Annotated in this window: 26 protein-coding genes; 12 read left to right on the forward strand and 14 right to left on the reverse strand. The window is 26.0% G+C overall.

Going from position 1 to position 26,612, the window contains the following annotated elements:
* Positions 1-360: 360 nt before the first annotated feature.
* On the reverse strand, positions 361-1,953 hold the full coding sequence (locus tag HNP67_RS05990) for a peptide ABC transporter substrate-binding protein (protein ID WP_184125560.1): 1,593 nt from the start codon (positions 1,951-1,953) through the stop codon (positions 361-363).
* Between the two features lie 665 nt (positions 1,954-2,618).
* Between HNP67_RS05990 and HNP67_RS05995 the strand changes: the two genes are divergently transcribed.
* Positions 2,619-3,116 (forward strand): oligopeptide permease-like protein, encoded by a 498-nt coding sequence (locus tag HNP67_RS05995; RefSeq protein WP_184125562.1) that lies wholly within the window; start codon positions 2,619-2,621, stop codon positions 3,114-3,116.
* 273 nt (positions 3,117-3,389) lie between these two features.
* Here the strand turns inward: HNP67_RS05995 and HNP67_RS06000 are convergent, their stop codons facing one another.
* The 5 genes from HNP67_RS06000 to HNP67_RS06020 all read right to left on the reverse strand — a co-directional run bounded on the left by HNP67_RS06000 (position 3,390) and on the right by HNP67_RS06020 (position 7,364).
* Positions 3,390-3,938, reverse strand: a complete 549-nt coding sequence (locus tag HNP67_RS06000) for a chromosome replication/partitioning protein (protein WP_184125564.1) — start codon at positions 3,936-3,938, stop codon at positions 3,390-3,392.
* A gap of 67 nt (positions 3,939-4,005) precedes the next feature.
* Positions 4,006-4,767 carry a ParA family protein gene (locus HNP67_RS06005; protein WP_184125566.1) on the reverse strand — a complete coding sequence of 254 codons (762 nt, stop codon included), beginning with the start codon at positions 4,765-4,767 and terminating at the stop codon, positions 4,006-4,008.
* Positions 4,743-5,261, reverse strand: coding sequence for a DUF226 domain-containing protein (locus HNP67_RS06010; protein WP_184125568.1), 519 nt, complete (start codon positions 5,259-5,261; stop codon positions 4,743-4,745). Before HNP67_RS06010 ends, HNP67_RS06005 begins: the two co-directional genes overlap by 25 nt.
* Before the next feature lie 23 nt (positions 5,262-5,284).
* A complete protein-coding gene (locus tag HNP67_RS06015; RefSeq protein WP_184125570.1) occupies positions 5,285-6,205 on the reverse strand; it encodes a plasmid maintenance protein in 921 nt (306 codons plus the stop codon).
* Between the two features lie 121 nt (positions 6,206-6,326).
* Positions 6,327-7,364, reverse strand: a complete 1,038-nt coding sequence (locus HNP67_RS06020; RefSeq protein ID WP_184125572.1) for a hypothetical protein — start codon at positions 7,362-7,364, stop codon at positions 6,327-6,329.
* A 156-nt stretch (positions 7,365-7,520) separates the two neighbouring features.
* Here HNP67_RS06020 and HNP67_RS06025 point away from each other — a divergent pair, with 156 nt between their 5' ends.
* Complete coding sequence (locus tag HNP67_RS06025) at positions 7,521-8,150, forward strand: hypothetical protein (RefSeq protein WP_184125574.1); 630 nt, start codon at positions 7,521-7,523, stop codon at positions 8,148-8,150.
* 21 nt (positions 8,151-8,171) lie between these two features.
* On the opposite strand, the gene HNP67_RS06030 is transcribed toward HNP67_RS06025, so the two are convergent.
* From HNP67_RS06030 to HNP67_RS06040, 3 genes are read right to left on the reverse strand one after another with little or no spacing between them, the layout of a single operon-like run.
* On the reverse strand, positions 8,172-9,269 hold the full coding sequence (locus tag HNP67_RS06030; protein WP_184125576.1) for an alpha3-beta1 integrin-binding protein: 1,098 nt from the start codon (positions 9,267-9,269) through the stop codon (positions 8,172-8,174).
* A gap of 11 nt (positions 9,270-9,280) precedes the next feature.
* Complete coding sequence (locus HNP67_RS06035) at positions 9,281-9,598, reverse strand: PTS sugar transporter subunit IIB (protein ID WP_184125578.1); 318 nt, start codon at positions 9,596-9,598, stop codon at positions 9,281-9,283.
* A gap of 8 nt (positions 9,599-9,606) precedes the next feature.
* On the reverse strand, positions 9,607-9,954 hold the full coding sequence (locus tag HNP67_RS06040; RefSeq protein WP_184125580.1) for a PTS sugar transporter subunit IIA: 348 nt from the start codon (positions 9,952-9,954) through the stop codon (positions 9,607-9,609).
* A 285-nt stretch (positions 9,955-10,239) separates the two neighbouring features.
* Between HNP67_RS06040 and celB the strand changes: the two genes are divergently transcribed.
* The 3 genes from celB (at position 10,240) to HNP67_RS06055 (ending at position 13,722) form a co-directional block, all read left to right on the forward strand.
* Positions 10,240-11,565, forward strand: a complete 1,326-nt coding sequence (gene celB, locus HNP67_RS06045) for a PTS cellobiose transporter subunit IIC (protein WP_184125582.1) — start codon at positions 10,240-10,242, stop codon at positions 11,563-11,565.
* Between the two features lie 270 nt (positions 11,566-11,835).
* The gene (gene resT, locus HNP67_RS06050; protein ID WP_184125584.1) at positions 11,836-13,185 is read left to right on the forward strand and encodes a telomere resolvase ResT; all 1,350 of its coding nucleotides are present in this window, start codon (positions 11,836-11,838) and stop codon (positions 13,183-13,185) included.
* 87 nt (positions 13,186-13,272) lie between these two features.
* Complete coding sequence (locus HNP67_RS06055) at positions 13,273-13,722, forward strand: hypothetical protein (protein ID WP_184125586.1); 450 nt, start codon at positions 13,273-13,275, stop codon at positions 13,720-13,722.
* Here the strand turns inward: HNP67_RS06055 and HNP67_RS06060 are convergent.
* The 3 genes from HNP67_RS06060 to HNP67_RS06070 form a co-directional block, all read right to left on the reverse strand.
* Entirely contained in the window at positions 13,706-13,984 is a 279-nt protein-coding gene (locus HNP67_RS06060; RefSeq protein ID WP_184125588.1) for an acylphosphatase, read from the reverse strand. The two genes, HNP67_RS06055 and HNP67_RS06060, sit on opposite strands and share 17 nt — an antisense overlap.
* 89 nt (positions 13,985-14,073) lie before the next feature.
* A complete protein-coding gene (locus tag HNP67_RS06065; RefSeq protein WP_184125590.1) occupies positions 14,074-15,699 on the reverse strand; it encodes a PTS transporter subunit EIIC in 1,626 nt (541 codons plus the stop codon).
* Positions 15,700-16,022: 323 nt separating this feature from the next.
* Positions 16,023-17,267, reverse strand: coding sequence for an ankyrin repeat domain-containing protein (locus HNP67_RS06070; RefSeq protein ID WP_184125591.1), 1,245 nt, complete (start codon positions 17,265-17,267; stop codon positions 16,023-16,025).
* A gap of 100 nt (positions 17,268-17,367) precedes the next feature.
* Between HNP67_RS06070 and HNP67_RS06075 the strand changes: the two genes are divergently transcribed.
* Positions 17,368-17,919, forward strand: a complete 552-nt coding sequence (locus HNP67_RS06075; RefSeq protein ID WP_184125593.1) for a hypothetical protein — start codon at positions 17,368-17,370, stop codon at positions 17,917-17,919.
* Between the two features lie 9 nt (positions 17,920-17,928).
* Here HNP67_RS06075 and HNP67_RS06080 read toward each other — a convergent pair whose 3' ends face one another.
* Positions 17,929-18,624 carry an ImmA/IrrE family metallo-endopeptidase gene (locus HNP67_RS06080; RefSeq protein ID WP_184125595.1) on the reverse strand — a complete coding sequence of 232 codons (696 nt, stop codon included), beginning with the start codon at positions 18,622-18,624 and terminating at the stop codon, positions 17,929-17,931.
* A gap of 46 nt (positions 18,625-18,670) precedes the next feature.
* On the opposite strand from HNP67_RS06080, the gene HNP67_RS06085 reads away from it, so the two are divergent.
* The 4 genes from HNP67_RS06085 (at position 18,671) to HNP67_RS06100 (ending at position 22,552) form a co-directional block, all read left to right on the forward strand.
* Positions 18,671-19,183 carry a hypothetical protein gene (locus tag HNP67_RS06085; RefSeq protein ID WP_184125597.1) on the forward strand — a complete coding sequence of 171 codons (513 nt, stop codon included), beginning with the start codon at positions 18,671-18,673 and terminating at the stop codon, positions 19,181-19,183.
* The gene (locus HNP67_RS06090; protein ID WP_184125599.1) at positions 19,158-19,664 is read left to right on the forward strand and encodes a hypothetical protein; all 507 of its coding nucleotides are present in this window, start codon (positions 19,158-19,160) and stop codon (positions 19,662-19,664) included. The genes HNP67_RS06085 and HNP67_RS06090 overlap by 26 nt, the downstream gene beginning before the upstream one ends.
* A gap of 69 nt (positions 19,665-19,733) precedes the next feature.
* Positions 19,734-21,089, forward strand: coding sequence for an NCS2 family permease (locus HNP67_RS06095; protein WP_184125601.1), 1,356 nt, complete (start codon positions 19,734-19,736; stop codon positions 21,087-21,089).
* Between the two features lie 107 nt (positions 21,090-21,196).
* The gene (locus tag HNP67_RS06100) at positions 21,197-22,552 is read left to right on the forward strand and encodes an NCS2 family permease (protein ID WP_184125603.1); all 1,356 of its coding nucleotides are present in this window, start codon (positions 21,197-21,199) and stop codon (positions 22,550-22,552) included.
* A gap of 426 nt (positions 22,553-22,978) precedes the next feature.
* Here HNP67_RS06100 and ospC read toward each other — a convergent pair whose 3' ends face one another.
* Positions 22,979-23,614, reverse strand: coding sequence for an outer surface protein OspC (gene ospC, locus HNP67_RS06105; RefSeq protein WP_184125605.1), 636 nt, complete (start codon positions 23,612-23,614; stop codon positions 22,979-22,981).
* A gap of 247 nt (positions 23,615-23,861) precedes the next feature.
* Here ospC and guaA point away from each other — a divergent pair, with 247 nt between their 5' ends.
* Both guaA and guaB read left to right on the forward strand, forming a co-directional pair.
* Entirely contained in the window at positions 23,862-25,397 is a 1,536-nt protein-coding gene (guaA, locus tag HNP67_RS06110; RefSeq protein ID WP_184125607.1) for a glutamine-hydrolyzing GMP synthase, read from the forward strand.
* A gap of 27 nt (positions 25,398-25,424) precedes the next feature.
* Complete coding sequence (guaB, locus tag HNP67_RS06115) at positions 25,425-26,597, forward strand: inosine-5'-monophosphate dehydrogenase (protein WP_184125609.1); 1,173 nt, start codon at positions 25,425-25,427, stop codon at positions 26,595-26,597.
* Positions 26,598-26,612: the final 15 nt, after the last annotated feature.

Below are 26,612 nucleotides of genomic sequence, written 5' to 3' on the forward strand. Positions count from 1 at the left end.
ATTTAAAAATAAATTCTAAGTTTGTAAAAATAAGCCACTCTGCATTAAAAGAATCTCATCCTCATGATGTTTTAACATAACATAAAGATAGTTTAATAGCTTACATTATTCTTTTTAAAAAAAATAACAGCCCTGATAGGCAAAAAATAATGCCATCGGTTTTTGTAATATTTTTTATAGCATTAATATACTAGCATTTACTCTATTTAAAAATAATAATTCTAAAATAATTAATTTAATAAGAATTGATTTCTTAATTTCAGAATCCATTTCTTATTTTTGGTTATAGCCAACTCACAAGATTTAGCTATAACCTATTTACAATTAAAAATTAATTTTTAGGAACAAATAAAACATAAATCATTTGATTGGTTTTATTTCAGATAAATTAAATCTTTGTGAAATATTTGGCTCCCAACCTTTCCACTTGTCGTTTCTAAAAAGATAGCTAGAAGAAGTTATATTAAGAAATATAGCCGGAAAATCTCTTTCGATTATTATTGCTTCTGCTTTTTTTAGAATTTCCTGTCTTTTAAGAACATTCCTTTCATTATCTGATTTTATTAAAAGTTTATCATATTCAGAATTTGAATACCCATAAGATGAAAAAGCTGTGTTTTCGGTTTTAAAGATACTTAAAAATGTCATAGGATCAGCGTAGTCTCCTGACCATCCTGCTCTTATTATTTCATAATTACCATTTACCCTGCTATTTATATATGTTGACCATTCTTCATTCTCAAGCTGGACATTAACATTTAAGTTTTTCTTCCATTGATTTTGAATGAATTCAGCAATTTTTCTCTGACGATCATTTGTATTATACTTTACTTTCAATAAAGGAAAATTTTTACCATTGGGATATCCTTCATCCACCAAAAGCTTCTTTGCCATTTCAGCATCAAATAAGCTTAGATTGCTTTTATAAGAGTAATCAATATAATCTGGAGTTGCTCTTCTTGTAGGAATAGAACTATCATTAAGAACACTCTCTGTTAAAGTTTTTCTATCAATAGCAAGAGACAGCGCCTTTCTAACTTTAACATTGTCAAGCGGTTTTACTTTTATATTCAAAGAATAAAAAGAGGTTGAATTGGTCCCCATTGAATAATAATCATCTCTAAGCTTAAGATCCTTAAGCAAATCTGGTGGAACATTATTAAAAATTGCATCTAGTTCATCATTTAAATACATATTATAAGCTGTAATGCTATTATCTGCGACAAAAAATATTACATTATCAAGAACAACATCTTTGGAATTATAATATTTATTATTCTTTTCAAGAACAACCTTTTCATTTAAAACCCTAGATTTTAATTTGAAAGGACCGCTAACAACCATATTTTCAGGATCTGTCCACCTTTGTCCATACTTTTCAATAACGTGCACTGGGACAGGGACAAATGTCTGATGTACCAACATATCAAGAAAATATGGCTTTGGGGATTTTAGCGTTATTTCCAAAGTTTTCTCATTAAGGGCTTTAATTCCAAGATCAGACTCATTTGCTTTGCCTTCAAAATACTCTTCTGCATTTTTTATAACAGACTTAATCATGTTAACAAAAGACGATCCAGTTTCTTTATCTAAAACTCTAAGATAAGATTTTCTTATTCCCTCGGCAGTAATGGCAACTCCATCGCTCCAAACAAGATTATCTCTTAAATGAAACGTATATACTACTCCGTTATCAGAAATATCCCAACTTTTTGCAAGTCCCGGCCTGTATCCTCCAGTCCTGGGGTCTCCATCTAAAATGCCAAGAAACATTTGACTTACAATCCCCGACCCAACTGTATCGTTTATTAATTGAGCATCTAAAGTAGCAGGCTCACTTCCGATATTTAGTTTAAAAACTAATTTATTTCCATTACTTTCATTAATACAAGAAATAAATAAAATTAAATTAAAAATTAATACAAATTTTAACTCTTTTATCAATATTTTCATACAAGTATCCTTACAAGTTTCTATAAATTTAAATTTTGCCTATATTTTATTATATATGAAATATAATTTCACATTAACATTATTAAAAGCACTTAAATTATTCTAGAAAATATAATATATGTTTTGATTTTTAATCTTTATCTGGATACATTTTAATGATTTTAATATTAAATTTTTAAAACAGAATTAGTTATTCTACAGTATATAAATAAAGCAATTGATCTTGTATTGGAAAGATCACGATTTTTTATTATTTTCTCTACTATGGTTATTACATAAATAAAAAATAATTTTAAATTCCATTATTTATCTATTTGTAAATTGGGTTTATTTAGATTTATTATTTTTAAATAAAAAATAGTTTATTATTTAATTTTAAAAAATTAGAATTAAATTTAAAATTAAATATCATATTTAACACTTTCTTTGTTGCAATAAAAGTTCTTTGTAAGAACTTTCTTACCTTTAAAGCACCTTTAAAGGATTTAAAAACTTTCTTATATATTATAGCAAAAGCAATACTAAACAAAAGTAGTAACCAAAAAGTTAAAAATAAGGATATAAAGAAATAATAATTAATTTATTAAAAATTGTTTGTAATGATCTAATAAAAAATATATTATTATGTTCACTAGACTATAATTTTTTTATCAAAGGAGAGGGATATGAGATTATATCGAAATCAATTAAAATTTTTAAAATTGTTGGCATTTTTTTTATTAATATCTTGCGCTTCCTTAAACGTTGAGCACGATCAATTTGGAAAAACATTTAGAATATACCAAAGTTTAAATAAAAATGCAGAACTTAAAGGAATTTTTAATTATAAAACAGGAATAACCAAAATAGTTTTATATACAAAGTTTAGAAACCATAGTATAACAGAGCATACTCCTTTATTGCTTCCAGATGGAACTAGAATTGAGGGAAAAGTAAGCTACAAAAGAGATAATAACCATTTTTTTGGAAACTGGATTAATTATTCTTCATTTGCTTTGCCTAAGTCTTTATTGGAAAAGACAATTAAAGAAGAAGATGCTTCTTATAAGAACAATGAAGTTAAAATTAAGGTTGGACTGGAAGATTTAAGCCTGAAAAAATATAAAATTTTGGACTTTCTAGTAATGGTTGAATCAATTGAAAATAAAGATTATAAAAATTAATTTTTATAATCTTTATTTGTTGTTTATTTCTAGTTTAAAACAAACATTTTATTGCAAAATAGAATTGACATAAAGGGTATATAATTTTTATTTTACTCATTTACAAAAATGACAAAGGCTACCATTAGGTAGCCAACTTATTATTCTAATCAAACAACAAGAGCGAGACATTGCATCTCAATCTATATAAATTATTATATAGTATTTTCTTTTTTTGTAAAGTGTTTTTGAAACATTTTTTGAATGTAGTGCTACTTTTATAAATTTAGAATATTATTTTTTATCCTTTAAATTGTCATATTTATTTTTAATATTTATAAGTAATTTTTGATTATCATAATATAGTTCTTTTAGTAAAAAACTTGCAAAGTTTGTATTTGATTTATAAAAATTAAAACTTTTTTCATCTTCGATTTTTAACTTAAGTGACCTATTTAATATAATTTTTGAATTAGTTATAATTCCATTATTTTCTAAAAATTGCATAGCATAATATACTCCTTTTTTTAAAATTAATTCATAATTGATTTTGCCACTGTCGATCCCTTTTGCTAGTTTAATGTATCTATAAACAGTGGTTTTTGCCATATTATAATCTTTTATAAAATGCCCAAAACTTTTATATTTATCTATGACGTAATATTTGTTATCATTAATTTCTTTTAAAATTCTGGCTGTTTCAATTTTGTTGTAAGATTCCTCTTTTATCAAAATTTTTAATTTTTCTTTCAATTTCAAGTATCTAGATTCTCTGCTTTTTTTTATTTCATTTCCATTAAATTCAACCCTTTTGACAATTTCTATTTTTTTATTTAATTTCATCTTCTGTTTTTACTCCATTGTATACTTTCGAATTAGTTCCATATGGAACTTGAAGTTCCATATGGAACTAATTCGAAAGTATACTTAAAAAATTTTCAAGTATATTTTCATAAGCCTTATAATAATCCTCATTAGAATTGAATTCTTCTCTATAAAAAATGGTTTTACGCAAATTATCTCTTTTTGGAACACTTCCTAAAAACCTGCCTTTATATTCGCACTCGATAAACTTTTTAAGTTCTTTATCAATGTTTTGTCTTTCAATAAATTTGGTTATCAAATAAAACATTGGCAAATCCTTTCTAAAAAGATCATGTAATCTACTAGTTATTAGATCTAAACTTTCAATTGCCCATTGGTCTGTTGGTAGAGGTATAATTAAGTAATCCGTGATGATCAAACTATTATTGAGTAGACTTCCCAATGTAGGTGCTGTATCCATTATAATAAAATCATATCTGTTTTGAATAAAGCTTAAAAAAATTTTAAGTAGATTCTCCTTTAATGAAATGCTTTCTTCATTAAATTTACTTAGGTTTATATGACTTGCTATGAAATCTACATTATTATTTACTTTGATTGTCGAATTTTCTATATCTATTTCTTTTTTAAGAACCTTGTATATATTAATATCTTTTGGACTAAGGTTTTTTTTTCTTAAGATATTAATATAAAAACTTGTACTACTTGCTTGTGGATCCAAATCTATTAATAATGTTTTGTTATTCTTTTTTGAAAGAATGTCTGCAAACATTAATGCTGTTGTACTTTTTCCCACGCCTCCTTTTATTGATGCAATCGTTATTATTTTTGGTTTTTTTTTATCCAATTTAATATTCCTTTATTACTTTCGTATTTTTTACCATAAAATTTGTGTATTTCTTCTTCAATTTTTAAAGTTCTTTCTAAAAGAGATTTATAAAAAATTTTATTTTTATTTTCATTTTTGGTAAGTACATACAAGCTTCTTAAATAACAAAAAACACTTCCTTTTTTGAATTTGAATTCTATATAAAATATTTTTTTTAATCTTATGGTTTTTTTTATTCCTTTTTCTGAATAAGTTATGACAAATGGTTTTAGAAGGTTTATAAAACCATAAAAAATTCCTAAAAATTTATCATTTTCTTTTACTGAGAATAAATGGAAGCTTTCGTATTTTCTATTGTTAAAAACATTTCTTAGGCAAAGCCAAAATTTTCCTTTCTTTGGTTTTGCTTCGAAATTATTTATCATATTAAAGATTTTTGTATGATAAATAATTTTGTTTTCTGATTTTTCTATTTTGTTAAAAAAATTTTTTTTTGTTTCTTTATTTTTCATTAGATTTTTTTTGCTTCACTTTGTTATTTGCTTATCATATTTTTGTTTTTTATTAGATCTTTCATTAACACAATAGCATTTTTTATGTTATTTGGAGTATTGATTTGGTTGTAGTTTTTGAAGTTTTTTTTTCTTTCCACTTTATTTTTAATCTTAAATTCTTTTATTAGTTTACTAAAGTCCGTATTTCTGAATTTTTTTGCCATGAACCATATTTTCTTTTTCTTTTTTTCCAGGGTTTTTTTGAAAAACTTTATAATTTTTTTTTCTTCATATTCGTGTAATTCTTCTATAAAATCTTTTAAGTTCCATAATGAATTTTTATAAGTTATGTTATTTTCTGTTATTTTTTTAATTTCTTCTAGATTTATTGTTTTTGTTTTTTTTTTAATTTCTTTTTCTAAAAAGTTTATAGTTTTTTTTATATTTTTATTTCTTTTTTTAAAAGAATACTTAGAATTCTTATAATTTTTACTTATATCATCACTTAATACATGTGAAGTTATTTGATGTGAAATTTTATATTTTTGAGATTCTTCTATTATTTTAAATTTTTTCAGTTGTTTATTTTTTGATTTTTCATGCTTTGATTTTTTATCAATAAAATATGCTGTACTGATAATTTTTTTAGCTAATTTTTCAAGGGCTTTATTTATGGTGTAGTAAGTGAAACTTCCATTGTTTTTTCCAAGTGGATTGAAATGGCTTTTAATTAATCCTAAATTTTCAAAAATTTTTATGTCATTTTGTATTGTTCTTTTAGTAACCTTTTTAAATCCTTTTTTCCCCAATATAGAATTTGTCATTACTACAACATTGCTTAGAGAATATTTTTTTTTAGATATGAAATAGTTGGCGCTTAGTTTTTGGATGACCCAAAATATTTTCAATCTTCGGTCTACTACTTTATTAAAGGGCATCTTGCTAGGTTTTATTTGATACATTTTAAGCTCCTATCGTTTGATCTTTTATTGCATTAAGCATTGGAATTAATAATAATACACTTATTTAAAAAAGTAAAGTTTTATTAGTAAATTTGCAATCAAATGTGTGAAATTCAATAAGTTAAAATTTATGCCTACTTGATTGCAAATTTTTTATGCAATGATCCACTTCTTTTAAAAATTTTAAAAGAAGTGGTTTATATATTTCAAATGTGAATTCTCCCTTTTCTCCATAAGATTTTAATTTTAAAGTAATATCTTTTTCAATGTTTTTTGTTAGCTCTATTATTTTTTGTGGACTTAATACTATATTTAATGTTTCTTTTATTGTTTTTGAATTCTTTAAAGTTCTTACAGGAGGTTCAATTTTTAATTTTCTATCATTCTCGTCATAAATGGAATTTAGAAATCGCAATTGGTCAGAGTATAAGCTTAAATTTAAAAACAGGATATTTAAATTTTCACAGGGATAATAATTTGCTATAACAAATGTTTCGTAAGTTTCTGAGGGGGTATTTGATTTTTCAAATAACTTTGGAATTTTCATACTGTAGATGTAATAATCTTCTATTTCATTATATTCTGTTTTAAGCTCTGTTTTTTCAATTTCAATTTTTCTATTATCAATACGTTTTTGCAAAATATTTTTAGATATTTTAATTTCTTTATCAAAATCTGTTATATATGCTAAAATATACTCCTTATTAAGTTTTATGCTATGTGATACATTCCAATTGTCTTTAAAGTCAATGTTAATGTATTTTCCTGTGCTTTTGTCGTAAATGTGGGTTAATAGATCTCTTGAATTAGTTAGTGAAATACTAATAATGCTTTTATTAAAGCCAGATTTTATTTTGAGTTCTGCTTTATATTTTAAATAATTAATTTTTTCTTCATTTATCAAAATGCTTTCAGGATTTATTTGCAATCCTTTTTTTTTGATGTAAATATTGATTTTAAAATTTTCTTTTTCTGTTAAAGGGTTGTATACTCCCACAATAGATATTTTATTGTCATAATTTCTGCTTATTATTGAGTCTTCTTGAAATTTTAGTTTTCCTAATTTATGATTTGTATCATGTAGATTGAAATTACCATTTGAGATGGATTTGCAACCTAAAATTAACAAAAATAAGGAAATGTTTTTAAGGTAGTTCATTTTTTGTTCCTTAAGTGATTCTATATAACTGTATAAATTAAATTCTAGTGCAATAATTATATACTTTTTGATTTTAATTATTAAAGAATTTGTTATGCTTTTTATGCAAGCTTTTTATTATTAATATATTTTAGTATATTTAATGAGAAATTTTAGATGAAAAGAAAGTTTAATTTTATTTTTCCCCTTATTATTTTTTTGTTTTCATGTAATATTGGTGTTTCTTCAATTTTTATTAGACCTTTAGATGAGGTAATGAAAAGTGAGCTTGGTTTATATGAATCGTTGGGAAATGGTAAATTTAAAACCGGCATTCATACTAAGAATTACTTTGATTCTATTAAAGATATTAGTTATTATTCTTATTTTTTTATTTTAGATAAATTTAGCAATAATATTACAATGAAATTGGCTTTAATTTCTAAAAAAGTAAGCTTATTAACCTATGATTTTGGTATTTTTTTTGATCGTAAATTTAAATTAACAATTTCTAATTTAAATTCAAATGAATCTGAATTTAACGTTATTAATAGTTTTTACAAAAAAGTTTCTTTTAAAAAGAGCACTAATAGTAATGTTCAGAATTTTTTCACTATTGATTTTAATTTGGATGATATAAAGGCTATTAATCGTGATTTTGAACTTAAAAATGATATTGAAGATCTTAATTCTTCTACCAATGAATTTATATATTTTTTTGATAGTTCTAAAAATTTTGATTTAAGAGAGTCTTACATTACTGTTTATTATTATGTCCTTAAAGTAATTGAAAAATTTTTACAATAACCAAACTTTTTATTAGTGCATTTATTTATTTTCTATTATTTTGAATTTTTCCCAAGGTTCTATTTTTTCAAGCAGATATATTTCGTCATTAACTATTTTTCCAACTACGTTTACAAGGCCATTATTTGGTGTATCTTTTAGTGCTATTTGAAGTTCTCCTGAATAACCCAAATATTCTGAAGAGTCTATTAGGATGTCTCCTTTTTTAATTTCATTTGGGGAATGCACAGGAAATTTTTTATTATTGTAGTACACTCTTGGCATAGTTGATCGAATTCTATAGGAACTAATGTCTCCTCTATTAAAATGTAAATTTTCAATTATTATTTCTTTTTCCACGGAAGTTGCTTTTGGATTTAGGTCTGCTTTTAGCTCTAAAATATTTCTGTTTACCTTTGATACTTTTTTTAGTTCTTTTTCACTTGGAAAACAATTAGAAATTAGAACCGTATCTATTCCTTCTTTGAAAAGATCTTTTGTCTGAGTTTCTATATCTTTAGATCTATGTGATTCTAGTGTGGGAACACCTTCTTTTTCTTTTCCTCGTGCGCATTCTTCTGCGTTATTAGAACTAATAAATGCAGCTGTTGGGATTGAATAATGTTTAAATATTTTTGTTGTTTCTTTAAAGAAATTTCTTGAGAGTCCTGTATATTTGTGAGGATAAAAATTATGACACCCAAGTAAATTTTTTGTGTTAGGCTTAAAATACATTATTGTATCAATATGTTTATTTATATTACTTATATTAAGTTGAATTTTAAGGTCAGAGTCGTTAAAAGTCATTAATGATTCTTCAATGCCTGTGAATGTATTGTCTAATCTAATTGCCCAAGCACCAAGCTTTTTAAAAAAATCCAGTTTTGGACAATTTCTAAGATTTGAAAGATCAATTTCCAATTCTTTGAAAATTTCAGGGCTTACATCAATAATAGGCTTCATCCCGTTCTTAATTGCAATGCTAAGTAATTCTTTGAATATGTCAAATTCATTTCCGTTAATATAGAGTAAAGAGGTGAATACTTGAGTAAACCCAAAATGAGCACTTTTTTCAAGATATTCGATAATTTTATTTTTAGGGCTTACATTAGGGTATATAGATATTCCAATTTCTTTCATTTTAGTCTTCCTTAAACAGAATTTTTATTGTTAAATGCATTGATTGCAAGTTGTAATACTTTTTCGCCATTCATTGTGCCATAATCGATTGTGTTAATTGTTTCGATTGGAATTCCTTTGGGTTTTGTGATTTCTTCAAGTCTTTTTTTATTAAATCTTGACTGTGGTGCAAGCAAAACAACATCAAAGCGGTCAATAACTTCGCCAAGTCGTGTTTCAGCAATAGCTTCAATTGTTGCAGTTATATTGTTTGCTTTAGCATATTTTTCAATTCTTTGTACCAGCATACTTGTGGACATTCCAGCTCCACATACAAGTAGTATGTTCATATTTCCTCCTAGTTTTTTATTTCATTTATTATTTTGTAAACATTAATTAATTCTTCAAAAATGCTTGATTCTGAAATTGCAGACATTAAATGATCTTCGGCATGAATTAAAATAAAAGGCGTTTTAACAGAGTTTGGATTAGTGGCTGATTGATGTATTATTTCTCTGTGTGCTTCATGAGCCTTTGCAATAGATTTTTTACTTTCTTGTATAGCAAGCTCTGCTTTATTATATTCTTTGTTTTTGGCATATTCTAAAGCTTCTCTTAGGAAGCTTTTAGCCTCACCGGAATAAGCTACAACAGGCATGCTTATTTTATCTATTAATTCTTCTATGCTATATGTTTTTTTATTCATGTATAAAATATTCTCCTTTTATTTATAAATCAATAATTAATATTATTTAATATATCTTATAAACATCATATTATAAGATATATTTAAAATAAATAATTTTATTATAAACATATCTTATAAGGATTTTATTATCATTGGTATTAATTATACTATATAATAACAAATATTATAAGCTGTTAATTATAACTTTTAATTAGTTTTTATTGGAGGATAAATTATATTATAATAAATATTATAAGTTGTTAATTATAACTTTTAATTAGTTTTTATTGGAGGATGGTTTTCATGAATTTTCAAGATTTTATTGAAACTACTTTAGTTCCTGTTGCTAGTAAAATTGGTTCAAACAGATATTTAATTGCCTTAAGAGATGGTTTTACTTTTTCTATGCCCTTTTTAATAGTTGGTTCTTTTATTTTACTTTTGGTTAATTTGCCTTTTACAGATTCTCAAACATTTCTATATCAACAGTGGTATGTTGATTTAATGGCTAAATATAAAGGAAATCTTGTCCAGCCATTTTATGTAAGTATGGGCATTATGTCTATATTTGTTGTTTTTGGTATTGGTTATAACTTATCTAATCATTATAAACTTAGTGGGATTACAGGAGGATTTTTATCTCTTTATACATTTTTAATTTTAGCCGGGCAATCAGATTGGATACCTTACGGCGGGGATGCTGCTAAATGGGGAATTCAGCCTAATTCATGGTTTCCTGTAATTGATGCAAGATATTTTAGTGCTCAAGGAGTATTTACTGCTATTATTGCTGCTATTTTTTCTGTTGAAGTTTATAAATTTTTAGTTCAAAGAAATATGGCAATTAAGCTTCCAGAGTCTGTTCCGCCTGCTGTTTTAAAATCTTTTGAGGCTTTAATTCCTGTTATTGTACTTTCAATTGTAGCTCAAAGTGTTAATATTGCTATTCAAAGTTTGGCAGGAAGTCTTTTCCCTGAAATAATTATGAATATGTTTAGACCTATTTTGCAAATTAGTGATACTTTAGTTGGGACTTTAACAATTTCTTTTATTGTTCATATATTATGGTTTTGTGGTCTTCATGGCACTAATGTTATTGTTGCTCTTCTTAATCCTATAATTTTGTCAAATCTTGATTCTAATATTAGAGCTCTTTCTGACAATCTTCCACTTCCTCATATTTTAGCTGGGGGATTTCTTGATTCATTTGTGTATATTGGTGGTGCTGGTGCAACTTTGGGGCTTGCTATTGCTATGATGCTTAGTAAATCTCAACACCTAAAAGCTATAGGTAGGCTTTCGTTTGCGCCTGGTCTTTTTAATATTAATGAACCTATTATGTTTGGTGCACCAATAGTTTTAAATCCTATATTAGGTATTCCTTTTTTACTTATTCCTATATTTAATATAATTGTTGCATATACTCTTACTAATTTTGGAATTATTGAAAGGGTTAGAACTCTGGTTCCATGGACAACTCCTGCTCCTATTGCAGCTTTTTTTTCTACAGGGTTTGATATTAAATCGTTTGTTCTGGTTTTATTATTATTGATTATTTCAGTATTTATGTATTTGCCCTTTATCAAAGCATATGATAAGGCGCTACTTTTGCAGGAAAAAAAAGAATAAGAAATTTTTTTGGAATTACTGTTGCAAAACTTGTGATCAAAATATCAGAGAGCTATTTATTAATAGCTCTTTTTTAGGAAATAAAAGAATTTATTTAAAATTATTTTATTGTTTTGTGATTTAAATTAACAAAAAGATTGATTGATGTAAATTAAATATTTCTTTGGTTTATTATGCAGTCTAGTATTATTTAATTTAATAAATAAGCATTTCTTTAAAAGAAATTTTTTACTTAGCTAAAGATTTTAAACTTGGTATAATTGAATTAATATGCCTCCAAAAGTGAAGATAAAAAATGATTTTGAAATATTTAGAAAAGAATTAGAAATTCTATATAATAAATATCTCAATGATGACCTTTCATATTTAAAATTGAAAGAAAAAATAAAAGTTCTTGCAGAAAATCACAAAGCTATTCTTTTTAGAAAAGATAAATTTACAAATCGCTCAATAATATTAAATCTTTCAAAAACTCGTAAAATAATTAAAGAATATATTAATCTTTCAGTAATTGAAAAGATTAGAAGAGATAATACTTTTTTATTTTTTTGGAAATCAAAAAAAATAAAAGAATTAAAAAATATAGGAATTAAGGACCGCAAAAAAATAGAGGATTTAATATCTTTAAATCAGATGAATAATGAGAAACCTTATTTTCAATATTTTATAGATTTATTTGTAACTCCAAAATGGTTAAATGATTATGCTCATAAATATAAAATTGAAAAAATTAATAGTTATAGGAAAGAACAGATATTTGTTAAAATTAATTTAAATACCTATATTGAAATAATTAAGCTTTTACTGAATCAAAACCGAGATATTAGATTGAAATTTTATGGAGTTTTAATGGCAATAGGTCGTCGTCCTGTTGAAGTAATGAAGCTTTCTCAATTTTATATTGCAGATAAAAATCATATTCGTATGGAATTTATTGCAAAAAAGCGAGAAAACAATGTTGTTAATGAAGTTGTTTTTCCAGTTTTTGCAGATCCCGAATTAATAATTAATTCTATAAAGGAAATACGCTATATGGAGCAGACCGATAATCTTACTAAAGAGCTAATCTCATCAAATCTTGCATATAGTTACAATAGATTGTTTCGTCAAATTTTTAAAAATATTTTTGCTTCTGAAGAGTCTGTTTATTTTTGCAGAGCTATTTATTGTAAATTTTCTTATCTTGCATTTGCGCCCAAAAACATGGAAATGAATTATTGGATAACAAAAGTTTTAGGACACGAACCAAGCGACATAACAACGGCTTTTCATTATAATCGGTATGTTTTGGATAATTTAGATGATAAGGCAGATAACAACTTGTTAACATTGCTTAATCAAAGGATTTATACATATGTTAGACGTAAAGCTACTTATTCTACTCTTACAATGGTTCGTTTAGAAAGTTTGATAGAAGAACATCATATATTTGATGATAATTATATTAAAACGTTGATTGTAATTAAAGATTTGATGTTGAAGGATAACTTAGAAACTTTGGCAATGGTTAGAGGATTGAATGTTAAAATTCGTAAAGCTTTTAAAGCCAAATATGGATACAATTATAATTATATAAAACTTACAGAATACTTATCAATAATTTTTAATTATAAACTATAGTTTTTACTTTTTAAAATTTTAGGCATTGCTAATAATTTGGGGAATATTAGAAAATATTTAATTAATAAGATATATTATATAATTGATATGAAAATAGGACCCCATTATTTTTTTAAAAAAATTTTAAAATCTAATGACAATAGAATGATTTATATTTCTTATCTTTATGATAATTTGGCTTCAATTAAACCAGCAGGAGATTGGCTTAAAATTTATTTTAAAGAGTCTAAAAGAGGTAAAAAATATTTTATTCTTTTTAATAGGAATAGTTCAAATGGTAGTTTTATTTCGTGTAGATTCTTAAAAACAGAGTGTAATTATGGTATTGATATTAGATTTTCTGATGGCAATTTAAATATTTTTTGTAGAAACAGAAAGTCTTTAGAGTTTTTGAAATTTAAAGTTGAACAATTTTTTAAAGCCAGTGTATCTTGCGCACACAAGAATTACTATTCTGATATGAGCAAGATGAAGTCAAAAAATAAAAGAGTTAAAGTGTTTGTTAAACGAGAAGTAAGCTCTAATAATAAATTTTAAAATCATTAAATTGAAAGGGGTAATTTTCATCCAAAGTTATTTTTTCAATGTTTTCAATGTTTGAATACTTATTTCCATTTAATGATTTTTCAAATTTTTTCATTTGTTCTTTAGTATTAAAGAAAGCTACAATTTCTACCCTCCCATCGTTTAGATTTTTTACAAATCCTTTTAGTTTCATATTATTTGCTATTTGTTCTGTGAAAAATCTAAAACCAACACCTTGTACCTTCCCAGAAATAAAATATTGTTGTTTATACATTATTACCTTCTTTGTATAAAATCTATCCAATAGAAAAATTTTTAAATTTTTCTATTGGATTAGCTATTTTTATATTTTTTTTAAAAATTTTACATAAGCTTGTCGATTTCCATTTTTATATTATCGGACAATCCTCCAAATACAATTTGAACACTATTTCCTTTTTTTAATATTCCACTAGCGCCCAGATTTTTGAAATAAGCATCTGATTTAATGAATTCTATTTGTTTTAGATTAACTCTTAGTCTTGATGCACATGCATCAATGTATGTAATATTATCTTTTCCTCCAAGACCTTCTAATACTTTTGAAGCGGTTTCTGATAAGCTTGTTTTTTCTGAAACCATATCTTTTTCCATCTCTTCATCTTCTCTTCCTATTGTTTTAAGATTGAATTTCATGATTGCAAATTTAAATATAAAGTAAAATCCGATAAAGTAGAAGATTCCTAATATAGGAATTGCTATCCAATTTGTTTTGCTATTTCCCTGAAGTATTCCAAATAGGAACATATCTATAAATCCTCCAGAAAATGTTAGTCCAACTCCTACGTTTAAAAGGTGTGTTAAAAGATATGCTAGTCCAAAAAGAGGAACATATATAAAGTAATAAAGTGCTGGTGCTGCAAAAAGGAATGCAAATTCAAGAGGCTCTGTAATTCCTGTTAACATTGATGTAAAGCTGGCCGATAGTAGTAATGAAGCTACGGTTTTTTTATTTTCAGGTTTTGATGTGTGGTACATAGCAAGTGCAGCCCCAGGTAGTCCAAAAATCATAACAACAAATTCTCCGCTAAAAAATCTTGTTCCTTTTGCAACTTCAAAGTGCACAGTATTAGGATCTGCAAGTTGCTTGAAAAATATATTTTGTGCTCCTGATATGAGTTCTTCATTTATTTCCAATGTTCCTCCAACAGCTGTTTGCCAAAATGGCAAATAAAATATATGGTGAAGTCCAAATGGAATTAAAGATCTTTTTATTGCTCCATATGCAAATGTTCCAAAAAGTCCTGATTGTTCTACAATTCTTCCAAATGAAGTCATTGCACCTTGGATAAAAGGCCAAGTAAATGTTAAAAATATTCCTACTACAAACATTGTTATTGTGGTTATGATTGGTACAAATCTTGTGCCTCCAAAAAATGCTAAAAATGTAGGTAATTGAATATTATGAAATCTGTTATGAAGAAATACAGCAACAAATCCGGCTATCAACCCCCCCATTACACTCATTTGAAGAGAGAATATTCCAAGTACATTTGTATATTCTTGACTTTTTGCAGTTGCAACTGTTTCGGGCATTCCTAATTCCAATAGTGCTTTTAAGCTTGCGCTTTCTGGTGTGATTTCTTGTATGTATAAGATTCCATTTATAGTTTGATGCATAACTAAAAATCCGACAACTCCTGCTAAGGCAGCTGTTCCTTTTTCTACTTTGGCAAGTCCAATTGGAATTGCTGCTGCAAACATTAAAGGCAGGTTAGCAAAAATTACTTCTCCTGTATATTTCATAAGATAAAGTATTGAGCTAGCCACAGTTCCTTTTCCAAGGACCCCTTCTAATCCATAAGCTTGAATCATTGTTTCATTAGTAAATGCTCCCCCAATTCCCAATAAAATTCCAGCTGCTGGTAAAAGCGCTATTGGAAGCATGAAGGCTTTTCCTATTTTTTGTAATATTGTAAATATAGATATAGATGCTGATGATGTTGACATAATTTTCCCCTTTTATTAAGTATGAATTAATTAATTAAAATAATTAATTTGTATAATACGCTTAATATCTTAACAAGATTTTTTAATCTTGTAAATATAAGTATTGAATAAATACTTATATATTAAAGTGTTGTTTGTAAAAAATTTTTTTTAAAATCATTAAAGATTATTTTCAATTTAATTTCAAGGCATTTATTATAAAGCATTGTTTGTAATCCTTATTTTCATTGAAATTACTTTAAATTAAATTTAGGAATAAATCGGATTATTTTAGCTTAGAATGTTGTTACAATGCTAATTAATCAGCAATTATCATTGTAAAGCTAAATTCCGATTAAATACTTATAGATTTCACTAGTTTTATCGGAGTAATCTATAGGTAGTTTATTTTCACCATCTCTGATATTTGGATTAGCGCCTTTTTCGATAAGTGATTTAATAAAATTTAAATCATATTTTTGAATTATAGCATTATGAAGCGCCGTTTGAGAACTTTGATTTGTTAAATTAATATTAAATTCTTTTGTTATTAAATAATTTAGAATATTTTTTGCCCTTACATTTATGGCATAAGTAAATATTGGATTGCCATTAGAAAATATTGTATTTAATGAAAAAATATTATTATTTTTTGCTAAAAATTCTTTAAAATCATCAAGTTTGTCATTTTCAGTTAAATTTTGTAGCTGCTTTTTTTTCTCAATGTATAAACTATATTCTTTTTTGATTTTTATTGTCTTAAGAAAATTATCTTTATTTTCTTGCAAGTCTATGTAATAAGGGCTGGTCTCTATATTATTTTTATAATATTCTATGGGAGTAATAATATTTTTTTCATCAAGATAGTAAACACCGATTAGTTCTTTAAAGTGTATATTTTTATTTTCTGGGATTAAATCAAATCTAACTTTATAGCCTCCAAATTTTTTAAAGGGGATTAAATTATAATTTTGATCGTAAAACAGCAATTCTGTTATTTGTCCGCTTGCATTTTTTATAACAGGAATAATATTTCCATTCTTATCAATACTTATTTCTGTATTTTTTCCATTTAGAACAGGTAATTTATGTTTATTATAAATAGGAGTAATATTTTCTTTTATTTGTTCAAGTTTTTCTTTAATTTCTAAATTTGTTGCTTTGGCATAATTTTTATAATTTGTTTGAATTTCGTAAGAACTTTTTCCGGTGTTTTTAGCATATTTCTCAAAACTAGCATTAAACACTGTATATATTGGATCAAATTTTGACATCAATTCCATTCTTATTGGTACTGGGAAATTTAGTAGATATTTTTGAAAAAATTGTTCGTTTATTTTATGTATTTCAAGAAATTCTTTTTCAAAAATATCAAAATCTTCCAACAACTGCTTTTCGGTAAAGTAATAAGATAAATTTGAACTAATAATAAAAAGAGTAAAAAAAGTTAAATAATATAAAAAATATAAATTTTTTAATTTGCCTCTGATTTTATTTCTCAAGTTTTTATTGAAAATTGTAAAAGATAAAAATCCAATAGCAAGGTATCCAGAGTATAGAAATATTTTGCTTAGCACGTAATAACTCATTTTACATCCTTTTAAAGTTTATTTTTAAATTATATCAAAATATTTATATCTTTTTAGTTACTTTACTTTATTTTGCTAAAAGCATACAATTAGGCATTAAATGAAGAAGTTTTTAGTTCCTGTTTATTTTTTATTATTTTACGGTTGTTCAACGATATCTTTGGTTAAAATGCCAGAAAAAGATAAAATAAATTTAACTGCTTTATCATCATTAATGAATTATCCTGATTTGAAGATTTCAAATTTTAAAATAAAAGACTATGAACATTTACATCATTTGTTTGATTTTGAAAGTTTAAGTGATACTAAAAATAGTGCTTATATTTACGTTGATGAATCTAATTTCAATAATAATATTAATTTTATTAAAGACCTTTTTATTTATAATAAAAAATTATATAGAATACTTATTGCTTATAGTTCGACTCAAGGCGCATCTTTTAAGACAGAAGTTTTATCTTATCTTGAAAAACAAAAAATTATGAAAAATTTTTCATTGAAAATAAATTTTCCAACTGTTAAAAAATTTATGAATAATAAGTATTGGATTGTAATTGCAAAAATGCATTTAAATTCTCTTATTAAGAGTAAAGATTATTTAGTTTTGGCTAATGCAAAGATGGAATATATACTCAAAAAGTTTTTAGCTTAAGAAAGCTTTTTACTCTAGATCCTCAAATATTTTTTTAATTTGTTCTTTTTTTTTAAGTTCATATTTTTCCAAATCAAGAGCTATTGATTCTTTAATTTTATCTGTGTTATGGAGGTAAATGTTGGCTTCTATTTTTTCTTTTGTGTTTTTGATTTTTATAAATTTTTTACTCTTTTTTATTTTGTCTATTTTGCTAAGATTATTGAGTATGCTTAATTTTAAATAAATTGTATTTTCGGTTACTTGAAATTCTTTTGCTATTGTTTTTTGAGGGTACTTTCTAGATTTATATTGAGATAATTTTAATTTTAATGTGGTTGTTGGAATTAATATGTTTGCTGCAAATATATTCGCTTCTGTTACCATTTGACTATCTTGAATATCATTATAATAATTTTCATTTTTAGATATATTTTTAATTTGATCTTGATGCATCAAATAATGCCCCAAGTATTTTGCTATTGTAAATCTTTTATTTTCAAGACTCATGTTTTCATTTATATATAAAGAGTTTTCATTTAATTGAATATATCCTGAAAAATCTTTATGCTTATCTTGAAAACCTATTTCGAAAATTTTAAGATCTTCTCCCATAGCAATTTTTATTATAGGAACAGGAATGAGTAATATCTTATGTTTTAATATTATATAATCTGAATAAGCTTTAGAATTTTCAATATAAGAGCTGAATTTGTTTTCATTCATTTAGTATAAATACTCTCCTTTCTGTATTGTATAATATAAGTTAATTATGAAATATAGTTTTTTTTTGATTTTAATGGTTTTTCTTTGTTCTTCTTGCAATATTTTGAATATTGCTGAAGATTTAGAAAAGAATTTTGAAAAAATTGAAAGAGCAGATTATTTTCTTTATTTTTATCCAGATAGTCAAATATATATTAAAAAAGATAAATCTAACAATAAATTTACTGTTTTTTTAAATGTTATGCTAGATTCAAATTTAAATTTTACTAAAGGTTATTTGAAATTAATTCAAGACAATAAATATATTGGAAGTATTGCTATTTCTAAGGTAGTTAGTATTGGAAATTTTAAGTTTTTGTACATTAATCTCGATAAAGATAATTTCAATCTTATGTCGAAAGCTTTAACTCCTTACAAAAAGCTAGTTTTTTTATTTAACGAGGATTCTTTTCAGGCTTGGACTAAGGGTACCTTGCAATATGATCCAAGGTTTATTGATGTTAATTTCAAGAATACAAAAAATACTTTAGAATATGCATTTAAAAACAAAATTTTATAAAAACCCCCATATATTATTGACTTTCTTAAAAATTTTTAAAAAATATTTATTATTTTTCTATCTAATACTTTTAACATTGTCTTGTTCTACAATTTCTTTTGATGGCATTCCTGAATTAAAAAAAAATTCTAAATATATTAAATTAATTCAAGAGAATAATAAAATTTCTTTAAGGCATTATTTTACCATTTCTAATACTTGGAATTTAAGGTACAAAGAACCTTTATTTTTAAAAGTTGAAAATGATATAATTGCCTTATTTTTATTTAATCGTTACAAGCTAATTGATGATAAATATCTTCAAACCTTTTTTAGCGTTGGAAAAGATATTTCTTTAAAAGCTTATTTAAAGCTTATTAAAGCTAGAAAATTTGTTATTACAAATAGTTCTGAAAAAATTATTAAAACTATTGTATTTTCAAGCTTACCTGACAGTGAAAATATTCTTTTTCAGAACAATATGATTAATAAGGTGCAATAAGCCTTTAAAAAGAATTAAAAGACTAATTTATTATTGAAAATATTTTTAAACAATAAAAAGGAAAGTTTTATGGGAAAATATATAAAAGGTTTATTTTTGCAATTTAAAAACAGTGATATCAACTATAAAAAGGAAATTTTAGCAGGTATTACTACTTTTTTGAGTATGTCATATATTATAGCTGTTAACCCAGCAATACTATCTAACACGGGCATGCCAATTGGTGCGCTAGTTACTGCAACCTGTTTAACAGCAGCACTTTCTACTATACTAATGGGGCTTTATACCAATACACCTCTAGCATTAGCTTCTGGAATGAGCTTGAATGCGTTTTTTGCATTTTCTGTGGTAATTGGGATGAACATTCCTTGGCAAGTTGCATTAGCCGCTGTTTTTATTGAAGGAATAATTTTTATTCTTTTATCCTTTTTAAGAGTAAGAGAACAAATTATAAATTCTATTCCAATAAATCTAAAATATTCTATTTCAGTTGGAATAGGGTTTTTCATTGCGTTTATTGGTTTTGTCAATGGGGGAATTATCATTAAAAATGATGCTACATTGGTTGGAATTGGATCGTTTGTTGACTTAAAAGTTTTATTTACATTTCTAGGATTATTTTTTATTGTAATTTTCGAACAATTAAATGTAAGAGGAAGTATACTTTGGGCAATTAGTATAGTTACTCTTACAGCTTGGGTATATGCGATGTTTAATTTAGAAAGTGCTCAATCTATTGGGATACGTCTTCCCAGCGGGATTCTAAAATTTGAATCTATTGAACCAATATTTAATCAATTAGATTTTTCTTATATTTTAAATGAACATTTTTGGACTTTTATATCAATAGTTTTTATTCTACTGTTCAATGATTTATTTGATACTGTGGGCATTTTAATAAGCGTTACAACAAAAGGTGGTATGTTGGATAAAAATGGAAAAATTCCCAACGCAAAAAAAATATTACTGGTAGATGGTATTGCTACTACTTTTGGAGCAATAATGGGAGTTTCTACCATTACTACTTATATTGAAAGTTTTACAGGAATTGCCGAAGGTGGAAAAACGGGTCTTACTTCAATTGTAACTGGAGTATTATTCCTATTTGCAGTTTTTTTCGCTCCTCTGTTTGTTGCTGTTCCTACTAGTGCAACTGCTGCAGCACTAATATATGTAGGATTTTCAATGTGTAGAGAAATAATAAAAATTGATTTTTTTAATATTAGAGAAAATATTCCTAGCTTTTTAATATTTTTTTTGATTCCTTTAACTTATAGTATTTCTTCGGGATTTTTTGTTGGTGCAGCATTTTATATTTTAATAAATGTCGCATTTAATTTTTTTAGCAAAGAAAAGATTAAAATTTCTCCTGTACTTCTAATATTATGCTTAATTTTTATTATCAAATTTATTTATGGTTATTAATATTTTCACAAAAAATATATCAATGCATTTTACTAATAGATTTAAATAATAATAAATAGCGCTGGTTTTCTTTTTGTTATAAAATAAAATTTGAGGAGTAATTTGTAATGAATCAATCCAAAGAAACATTGTTATTTCAATTTAAAAATAAAACCATCGATTATAAAAAGGAAATTATAGGCGGTATTACCACTTTTTTGAGTATGGCATACATAATAGCTGTTAATCCGGCAATACTATCTAGCACAGGTATGCCAATTGGTGCGTTAGTTACTGCTACTTGTTTAACATCAGCTTTTTCTAGTATATTAATGGGACTTTATACCAATACCCCTATCTCACTAGCACCAGGCATGGGGCTTAATGCATTTTTTGCATTTTCTGTAGTAATTGGAATGAATATTCCTTGGCAAGTTGCATTAGCTGCTGTTTTTACTGAAGGGTTAATCTTTATTGTACTCTCTTTATCAAGAGCTAGGGAAAGCATTGCAAATTCCATACCAGTAAATTTAAAATACTCTATTACGGTTGGAATAGGGCTTTTTATTGCTTTTATTGGTTTTGTCAATGGGGGAATCATCATTAAAAATGATGCTACATTGGTTGGAATTGGATCGCTTGTTGACTTAAAAGTTTTATTTACGTTTTTAGGATTATTTTTTATTGTAATTTTTGAACAATTAAATGTAAGAGGAAGTATACTTTGGGCAATTTGCTCAGTCACTGCTATAGCCTGGATATATGCCATCTTTAGCCCAGAAGGTGCAGTTACTGCTGGAATACGTTTTCCAGATGGAATTTTAAGATTCGAATCTATTGGACCAATATTTAACCAGTTGGATTTTTCCTACATATTAAGCAAACATTTTTGGAGTTTTATTACAATTGTATTGATACTGCTGTTTAACGATTTATTTGATACTTTAGGCACTTTAATAGCAGTAGCTGCAAAAGGTAACATGTTAGACAAAAACGGAAAAATTCCTAATGTTGGTAAAATATTTTTAATTGATGCCATTTCTACTACTGTTGGAGCAATAATGGGAGTTTCAACTGTAACTGCATACATTGAAAGTTGCACAGGAATAGAAGAAGGCGGTAAAACTGGACTTACAACAATAGTAACGGGAATAATGTTCTTTATTGCGATATTCCTTTCTCCATTATTTATTGCTGTTCCTGCTAGTGCAACTGCTGCAGCACTAATATATGTAGGATTTTCAATGTGCAGAGAAATATTAAAAATTAATTTCTCTAACATAAGAGAAAATATTCCCTGTTTTTTAATATTTTTTTTAATTCCCTTAACATATAATATTTCTTCAGGTATAAGTATTGGAATAATATTTTATGTTTTAATAAACATAATACTTAATTTATTGGAAAATAAAAGAAATAAAATCTCTCCAGTAATGATAATACTATGTCTAGTTTTTATTATTAAATTTATTTATATTTATTGACTATTTGTTATTTATAAAAAAAATTTAAAATTTAAAATTTCAAAAACTTAAATTATAAATCATAAAAAAAGTTTTTATCTTCAAAAAGATTATTTTCTCTATTAATAACCTGCATTCAAATCACATGCATCTAAAAACACTTATACTACCTTTAAAATCTATTAAAACTGTTTAAGCCTTCAAAATTACTACTTAATTTATTTATATTTAAAATACTTAAATTCAATTTATTAACGGCTTTTGAAATGGGTTTTTATTCTTTAAAACAAGAACTTATAAGTTAAAAGTATTTACTCCCTTCTTAAAATTCATTTTAAAAAATTTTTTTAGGGAATAGAAAAATAAAAGCCAAGAAATCTTTCTTGACTTTTATTGACTTTATTTTTCCAGTTACTTTTTTAAAACAAATTAATCTATTGATCTTAATTAAGGTTTTTTTGGAGTTTCTGCTACAACAGGGCTTGTAAGTTCTTTAACTGAATTAGTTAACATTTCTTTAGCTGCTTTTGCCAAGCCCCCTACTGACTCAAATAATTTTTGAAGTTCTTCAGCGCCCTTAGTTTTATCCCCATTTGTTCTTAAAATAGCTTTTTTTGCATCATCATCAGTAGCCTCATTTTTACCAAGCTCTGCGTGACTGGTTTCTAGTTTTTTAGTAAATTTTTCGGAACAGTCCTTAGCCTTTTCAATTTCTGCCTTTAATCCTCCTGAATCTTTCATTGCACTTAATTTTTCTGTTATTAGAGTTGATATTGAATAAACTCCCGCTAGCAATGATCCATTCTTATTTGCTTCAGCACCTAAACCATTGTTTTGCTGTATTTTTTTACCAATAGCTTTCTCGGCAAGTTCATCTATAGATGCAAGCAAAGTCTCAACTTCCTTCACAGCTAGCACAACTGCATTGGAATCTGTAATTTTTTTACTTATTTCTGTAAGATTGGGCCCTTTAGACTCATCAGCAGGATTAGTAGATGCAGAATTGCCATCTTTTCCTGAATTATTACAAGATATTAACAAAAATAAAGTCATCAATATTGCACTTAATGTATTCTTTTTCATTAATTTGTGCCTCCTTTTTATGTATGAATTATTAGTTCAACATTTTCTTTTTTTCAATTTTTTTCAAAAAAAATCTATTTTTCAATTTTTTTTCAATTTTACTTATTGAATAATTTTTCAAGATTATTTATTGAAAAAACTTATCTTAATTGAATTTTAAAATCGAAATAAACAAAGTTAAATATGCTAAAATTAAATAAAATATGTTTAATAAGAAAACTTTTAATTTATTTTAAGGACTTATATGATGAATGCTCGGGCAATACTTGTATTAGATTTTGGATCCCAATATAGCCAGCTAATTGCAAGAAGAATTAGAGAAATTGGCGTTTATACAAAAGTAATGCCTTACTATATTTCTTTAAAAGAAATTAAAACTATGAACATCTCAGGAATAATACTAAGTGGGGGACCTGCTTCTGTTTATTCAAAAGAAGCGCCTACCTTGGACATAGAAATTTTTAACTTAAAAATACCTATTTTGGGCATATGTTATGGAATGCAAATAATTGTTAAATTATTTGGAGGCCTAGTATCTAAAGACTCTAAGCAAGAATATGGAAGTTCTGAAATCTTTTTAAAAGATGAAAAATCTCTTTTGTTTTCAGAAATTCCAAACAAATTTCAAATCATTATGAGCCATGGAGATAGTATTGAAAAGATTCCTGATAATTTTAAACAATTAGCTTTTACAAAAAATTGTATTGCTTCTATATCAAATGAAACTCAAAAAGTTTACGGTCTTCAATTCCATCCAGAGGTAACTCATTCTGAATTTGGCGATCAAATAATTAAAAATTTTGTTTTTAAAATTTGCCAAGCTCAAATTAATTGGTCATTAGAAGGTAATATAGAAACCATTGTGGAAAAAATTAAGCTCAAAGTTGGTAGTAAAAAGGTTATTTTGGGACTTTCTGGTGGTACAGACTCTTTGGTTTGTGCATTACTTATAAAAAAAGCAATAAAAGAAAATTTAATCTGCGTTTTTGTAAACACCGGATTGTTGCGCAAAAATGAAGATAAAAAAATACTAGAATTAAAGCATCAATATGATTTAAACATAAAATACATTGATGCTTCTGCAAAATTCTTGAATAATTTGAAAAATATAAGTGATCCTGAGGAAAAGAGAAAAATAATAGGGAAAGAATTTGTAGATGTTTTTGAAAAAATTACTCTAGAAGATCAAAATATAGAATATTTAGCTCAAGGAACAATTTATTCTGACGTAATTGAATCTAAATCAAAAGATAGTGTTTCTTCAAAAATCAAATCTCATCACAACGTAGGGGGACTCCCAGATAAGATGAATTTAAAACTTCTAGAACCTTTGAATGAATTTTTTAAAGATGAAATAATTCAAATCGGAATAAATATAGGCATTAAAAAAGAATCTCTTTATAGACACCCATTCCCAGGCCCAGGACTAGCTATAAGAATAATTGGAGAAGTAACACAAGAGAAGATAAATATCTTACAAGAAGCAGACAATATTCTCACGGAGGAGCTTTTTACAAATGATTTATATTATCAAATAAGACAAGCATTTGTTGTATTGCTTCCTGTCAAATCTGTGGGCGTAATGGGAGATCAAAGAACATACGAATACACAGCTGTAATTAGATGTATAAATACCCAAGACTTCATGACTGCAGAATGGACTGAACTTCCTTATAGTTTTTTAAAAAAAGTTTCTTCAAGAATAATCAATGAAGTTAGAGGTATAAATAGAGTTTGTTATGACATATCTTCTAAGCCTCCATCAACCATAGAATGGGAATAACAAAACCAATAAAAAGGAAACTTTATTATGACAAATAAGATAATAAAAGAAGCTTTAACTTTTGATGATGTGTCTTTGATTCCAAGAAAATCCTCTATATTGCCTAGTGAGGTTAGTTTAAAAACACAATTGACAAAAAACATATCCCTAAACATACCATTTTTAAGCTCAGCAATGGATACTGTTACAGAAAGCCAAATGGCAATAGCCATTGCTAAAGAAGGTGGAATAGGAATTATACATAAAAATATGTCAATAGAAGCTCAAAGAAAAGAAATAGAAAAAGTAAAAACATATAAATTTCAAAAGACTATTAACACTAATAGAGATACAAACGAACAAAAATCCAAAATATACAAAAATGCAGAACACAAAGAAAATTTTCCTAATGCGTGCAAAGATTTGAATAATAGACTAAGAGTTGGTGCTGCTGTTTCCATTGATGTTGATACCATAGAACGTGTTGAAGAGCTTACAAAAGCACTTGTAGATATTCTTGTTATAGACTCTGCCCATGGACATTCTACAAGAATAATAGAGCTTGTAAAAACAATTAAAAACAAATACCCAAACTTAGATCTTATTGCTGGCAACATAGTAACTAAAGAAGCTGCATTAGATTTAATAAGTGCAGGAGCAGACTGCTTAAAAGTAGGAATAGGTCCGGGCAGCATATGCACGACAAGAATCGTTGCAGGAGTTGGTGTTCCCCAAATAACAGCAATCTGCGATGTTTATGAAGTTTGTAAAAATACAAATATTTGCATTATAGCAGATGGCGGAATCAGATTTTCAGGAGATGTGGTTAAAGCTATTGCAGCAGGAGCTGATAGCGTAATGATAGGGAATCTCTTTGCAGGCGCAAAAGAATCTCCTTCGGAAGAAATAATTTACAATGGAAAAAAATTCAAATCTTACGTTGGAATGGGCTCTATTTCTGCTATGAAAAGAGGCTCTAAGTCAAGATATTTTCAACTAGAAAACAACGAACCTAAAAAATTAGTTCCCGAAGGAATTGAAGGCATGGTGCCGTATTCTGGAAAATTAAAAGATATTTTGGCTCAATTAAAAGGTGGTTTAATGTCTGGAATGGGTTATTTAGGAACAACTACAATATCTGATTTAAAAATAAATTCTAAGTTTGTAAAAATAAGCCACTCTGCATTAAAAGAATCTCATCCTCATGATGTTTTAACATAACATAAAGATAGTTTA

It is taken from the genome of Borreliella californiensis (genome assembly GCF_014205885.1).
Lineage (GTDB): Bacteria > Spirochaetota > Spirochaetia > Borreliales > Borreliaceae > Borreliella > Borreliella californiensis.

What these genes read in the sequence shown, in the direction of transcription:
- HNP67_RS06100 (WP_184125603.1), top strand. Translation starts at nt 21,197, where the DNA reads ATGAATCAATCCAAAGAAACATTGTTATTTCAATTTAAAAATAAAACC.
- HNP67_RS05990 (WP_184125560.1), bottom strand. Translation starts at nt 1,953, where the DNA reads ATGAAAATATTGATAAAAGAGTTAAAATTTGTATTAATTTTTAATTTA.
- guaA (WP_184125607.1), top strand. Translation starts at nt 23,862, where the DNA reads ATGAATGCTCGGGCAATACTTGTATTAGATTTTGGATCCCAATATAGC.
- HNP67_RS06070 (WP_184125591.1), bottom strand. Translation starts at nt 17,267, where the DNA reads ATGAGTTATTACGTGCTAAGCAAAATATTTCTATACTCTGGATACCTT.
- HNP67_RS06085 (WP_184125597.1), top strand. Translation starts at nt 18,671, where the DNA reads ATGAAATATAGTTTTTTTTTGATTTTAATGGTTTTTCTTTGTTCTTCT.
- HNP67_RS06080 (WP_184125595.1), bottom strand. Translation starts at nt 18,624, where the DNA reads ATGAATGAAAACAAATTCAGCTCTTATATTGAAAATTCTAAAGCTTAT.
- HNP67_RS06040 (WP_184125580.1), bottom strand. Translation starts at nt 9,954, where the DNA reads ATGAATAAAAAAACATATAGCATAGAAGAATTAATAGATAAAATAAGC.
- resT (WP_184125584.1), top strand. Translation starts at nt 11,836, where the DNA reads ATGCCTCCAAAAGTGAAGATAAAAAATGATTTTGAAATATTTAGAAAA.
- HNP67_RS06025 (WP_184125574.1), top strand. Translation starts at nt 7,521, where the DNA reads ATGAAAAGAAAGTTTAATTTTATTTTTCCCCTTATTATTTTTTTGTTT.
- HNP67_RS06095 (WP_184125601.1), top strand. Translation starts at nt 19,734, where the DNA reads ATGGGAAAATATATAAAAGGTTTATTTTTGCAATTTAAAAACAGTGAT.
- HNP67_RS06090 (WP_184125599.1), top strand. Translation starts at nt 19,158, where the DNA reads ATGCATTTAAAAACAAAATTTTATAAAAACCCCCATATATTATTGACT.
- guaB (WP_184125609.1), top strand. Translation starts at nt 25,425, where the DNA reads ATGACAAATAAGATAATAAAAGAAGCTTTAACTTTTGATGATGTGTCT.
- HNP67_RS06030 (WP_184125576.1), bottom strand. Translation starts at nt 9,269, where the DNA reads ATGAAAGAAATTGGAATATCTATATACCCTAATGTAAGCCCTAAAAAT.
- HNP67_RS06015 (WP_184125570.1), bottom strand. Translation starts at nt 6,205, where the DNA reads ATGTATCAAATAAAACCTAGCAAGATGCCCTTTAATAAAGTAGTAGAC.
- HNP67_RS06065 (WP_184125590.1), bottom strand. Translation starts at nt 15,699, where the DNA reads ATGTCAACATCATCAGCATCTATATCTATATTTACAATATTACAAAAA.
- ospC (WP_184125605.1), bottom strand. Translation starts at nt 23,614, where the DNA reads ATGAAAAAGAATACATTAAGTGCAATATTGATGACTTTATTTTTGTTA.
- HNP67_RS06075 (WP_184125593.1), top strand. Translation starts at nt 17,368, where the DNA reads ATGAAGAAGTTTTTAGTTCCTGTTTATTTTTTATTATTTTACGGTTGT.
- HNP67_RS05995 (WP_184125562.1), top strand. Translation starts at nt 2,619, where the DNA reads ATGAGATTATATCGAAATCAATTAAAATTTTTAAAATTGTTGGCATTT.
- HNP67_RS06060 (WP_184125588.1), bottom strand. Translation starts at nt 13,984, where the DNA reads ATGTATAAACAACAATATTTTATTTCTGGGAAGGTACAAGGTGTTGGT.
- HNP67_RS06020 (WP_184125572.1), bottom strand. Translation starts at nt 7,364, where the DNA reads ATGAACTACCTTAAAAACATTTCCTTATTTTTGTTAATTTTAGGTTGC.
- HNP67_RS06000 (WP_184125564.1), bottom strand. Translation starts at nt 3,938, where the DNA reads ATGAAATTAAATAAAAAAATAGAAATTGTCAAAAGGGTTGAATTTAAT.
- celB (WP_184125582.1), top strand. Translation starts at nt 10,240, where the DNA reads ATGAATTTTCAAGATTTTATTGAAACTACTTTAGTTCCTGTTGCTAGT.
- HNP67_RS06055 (WP_184125586.1), top strand. Translation starts at nt 13,273, where the DNA reads ATGAAAATAGGACCCCATTATTTTTTTAAAAAAATTTTAAAATCTAAT.
- HNP67_RS06035 (WP_184125578.1), bottom strand. Translation starts at nt 9,598, where the DNA reads ATGAACATACTACTTGTATGTGGAGCTGGAATGTCCACAAGTATGCTG.
- HNP67_RS06010 (WP_184125568.1), bottom strand. Translation starts at nt 5,261, where the DNA reads ATGAAAAATAAAGAAACAAAAAAAAATTTTTTTAACAAAATAGAAAAA.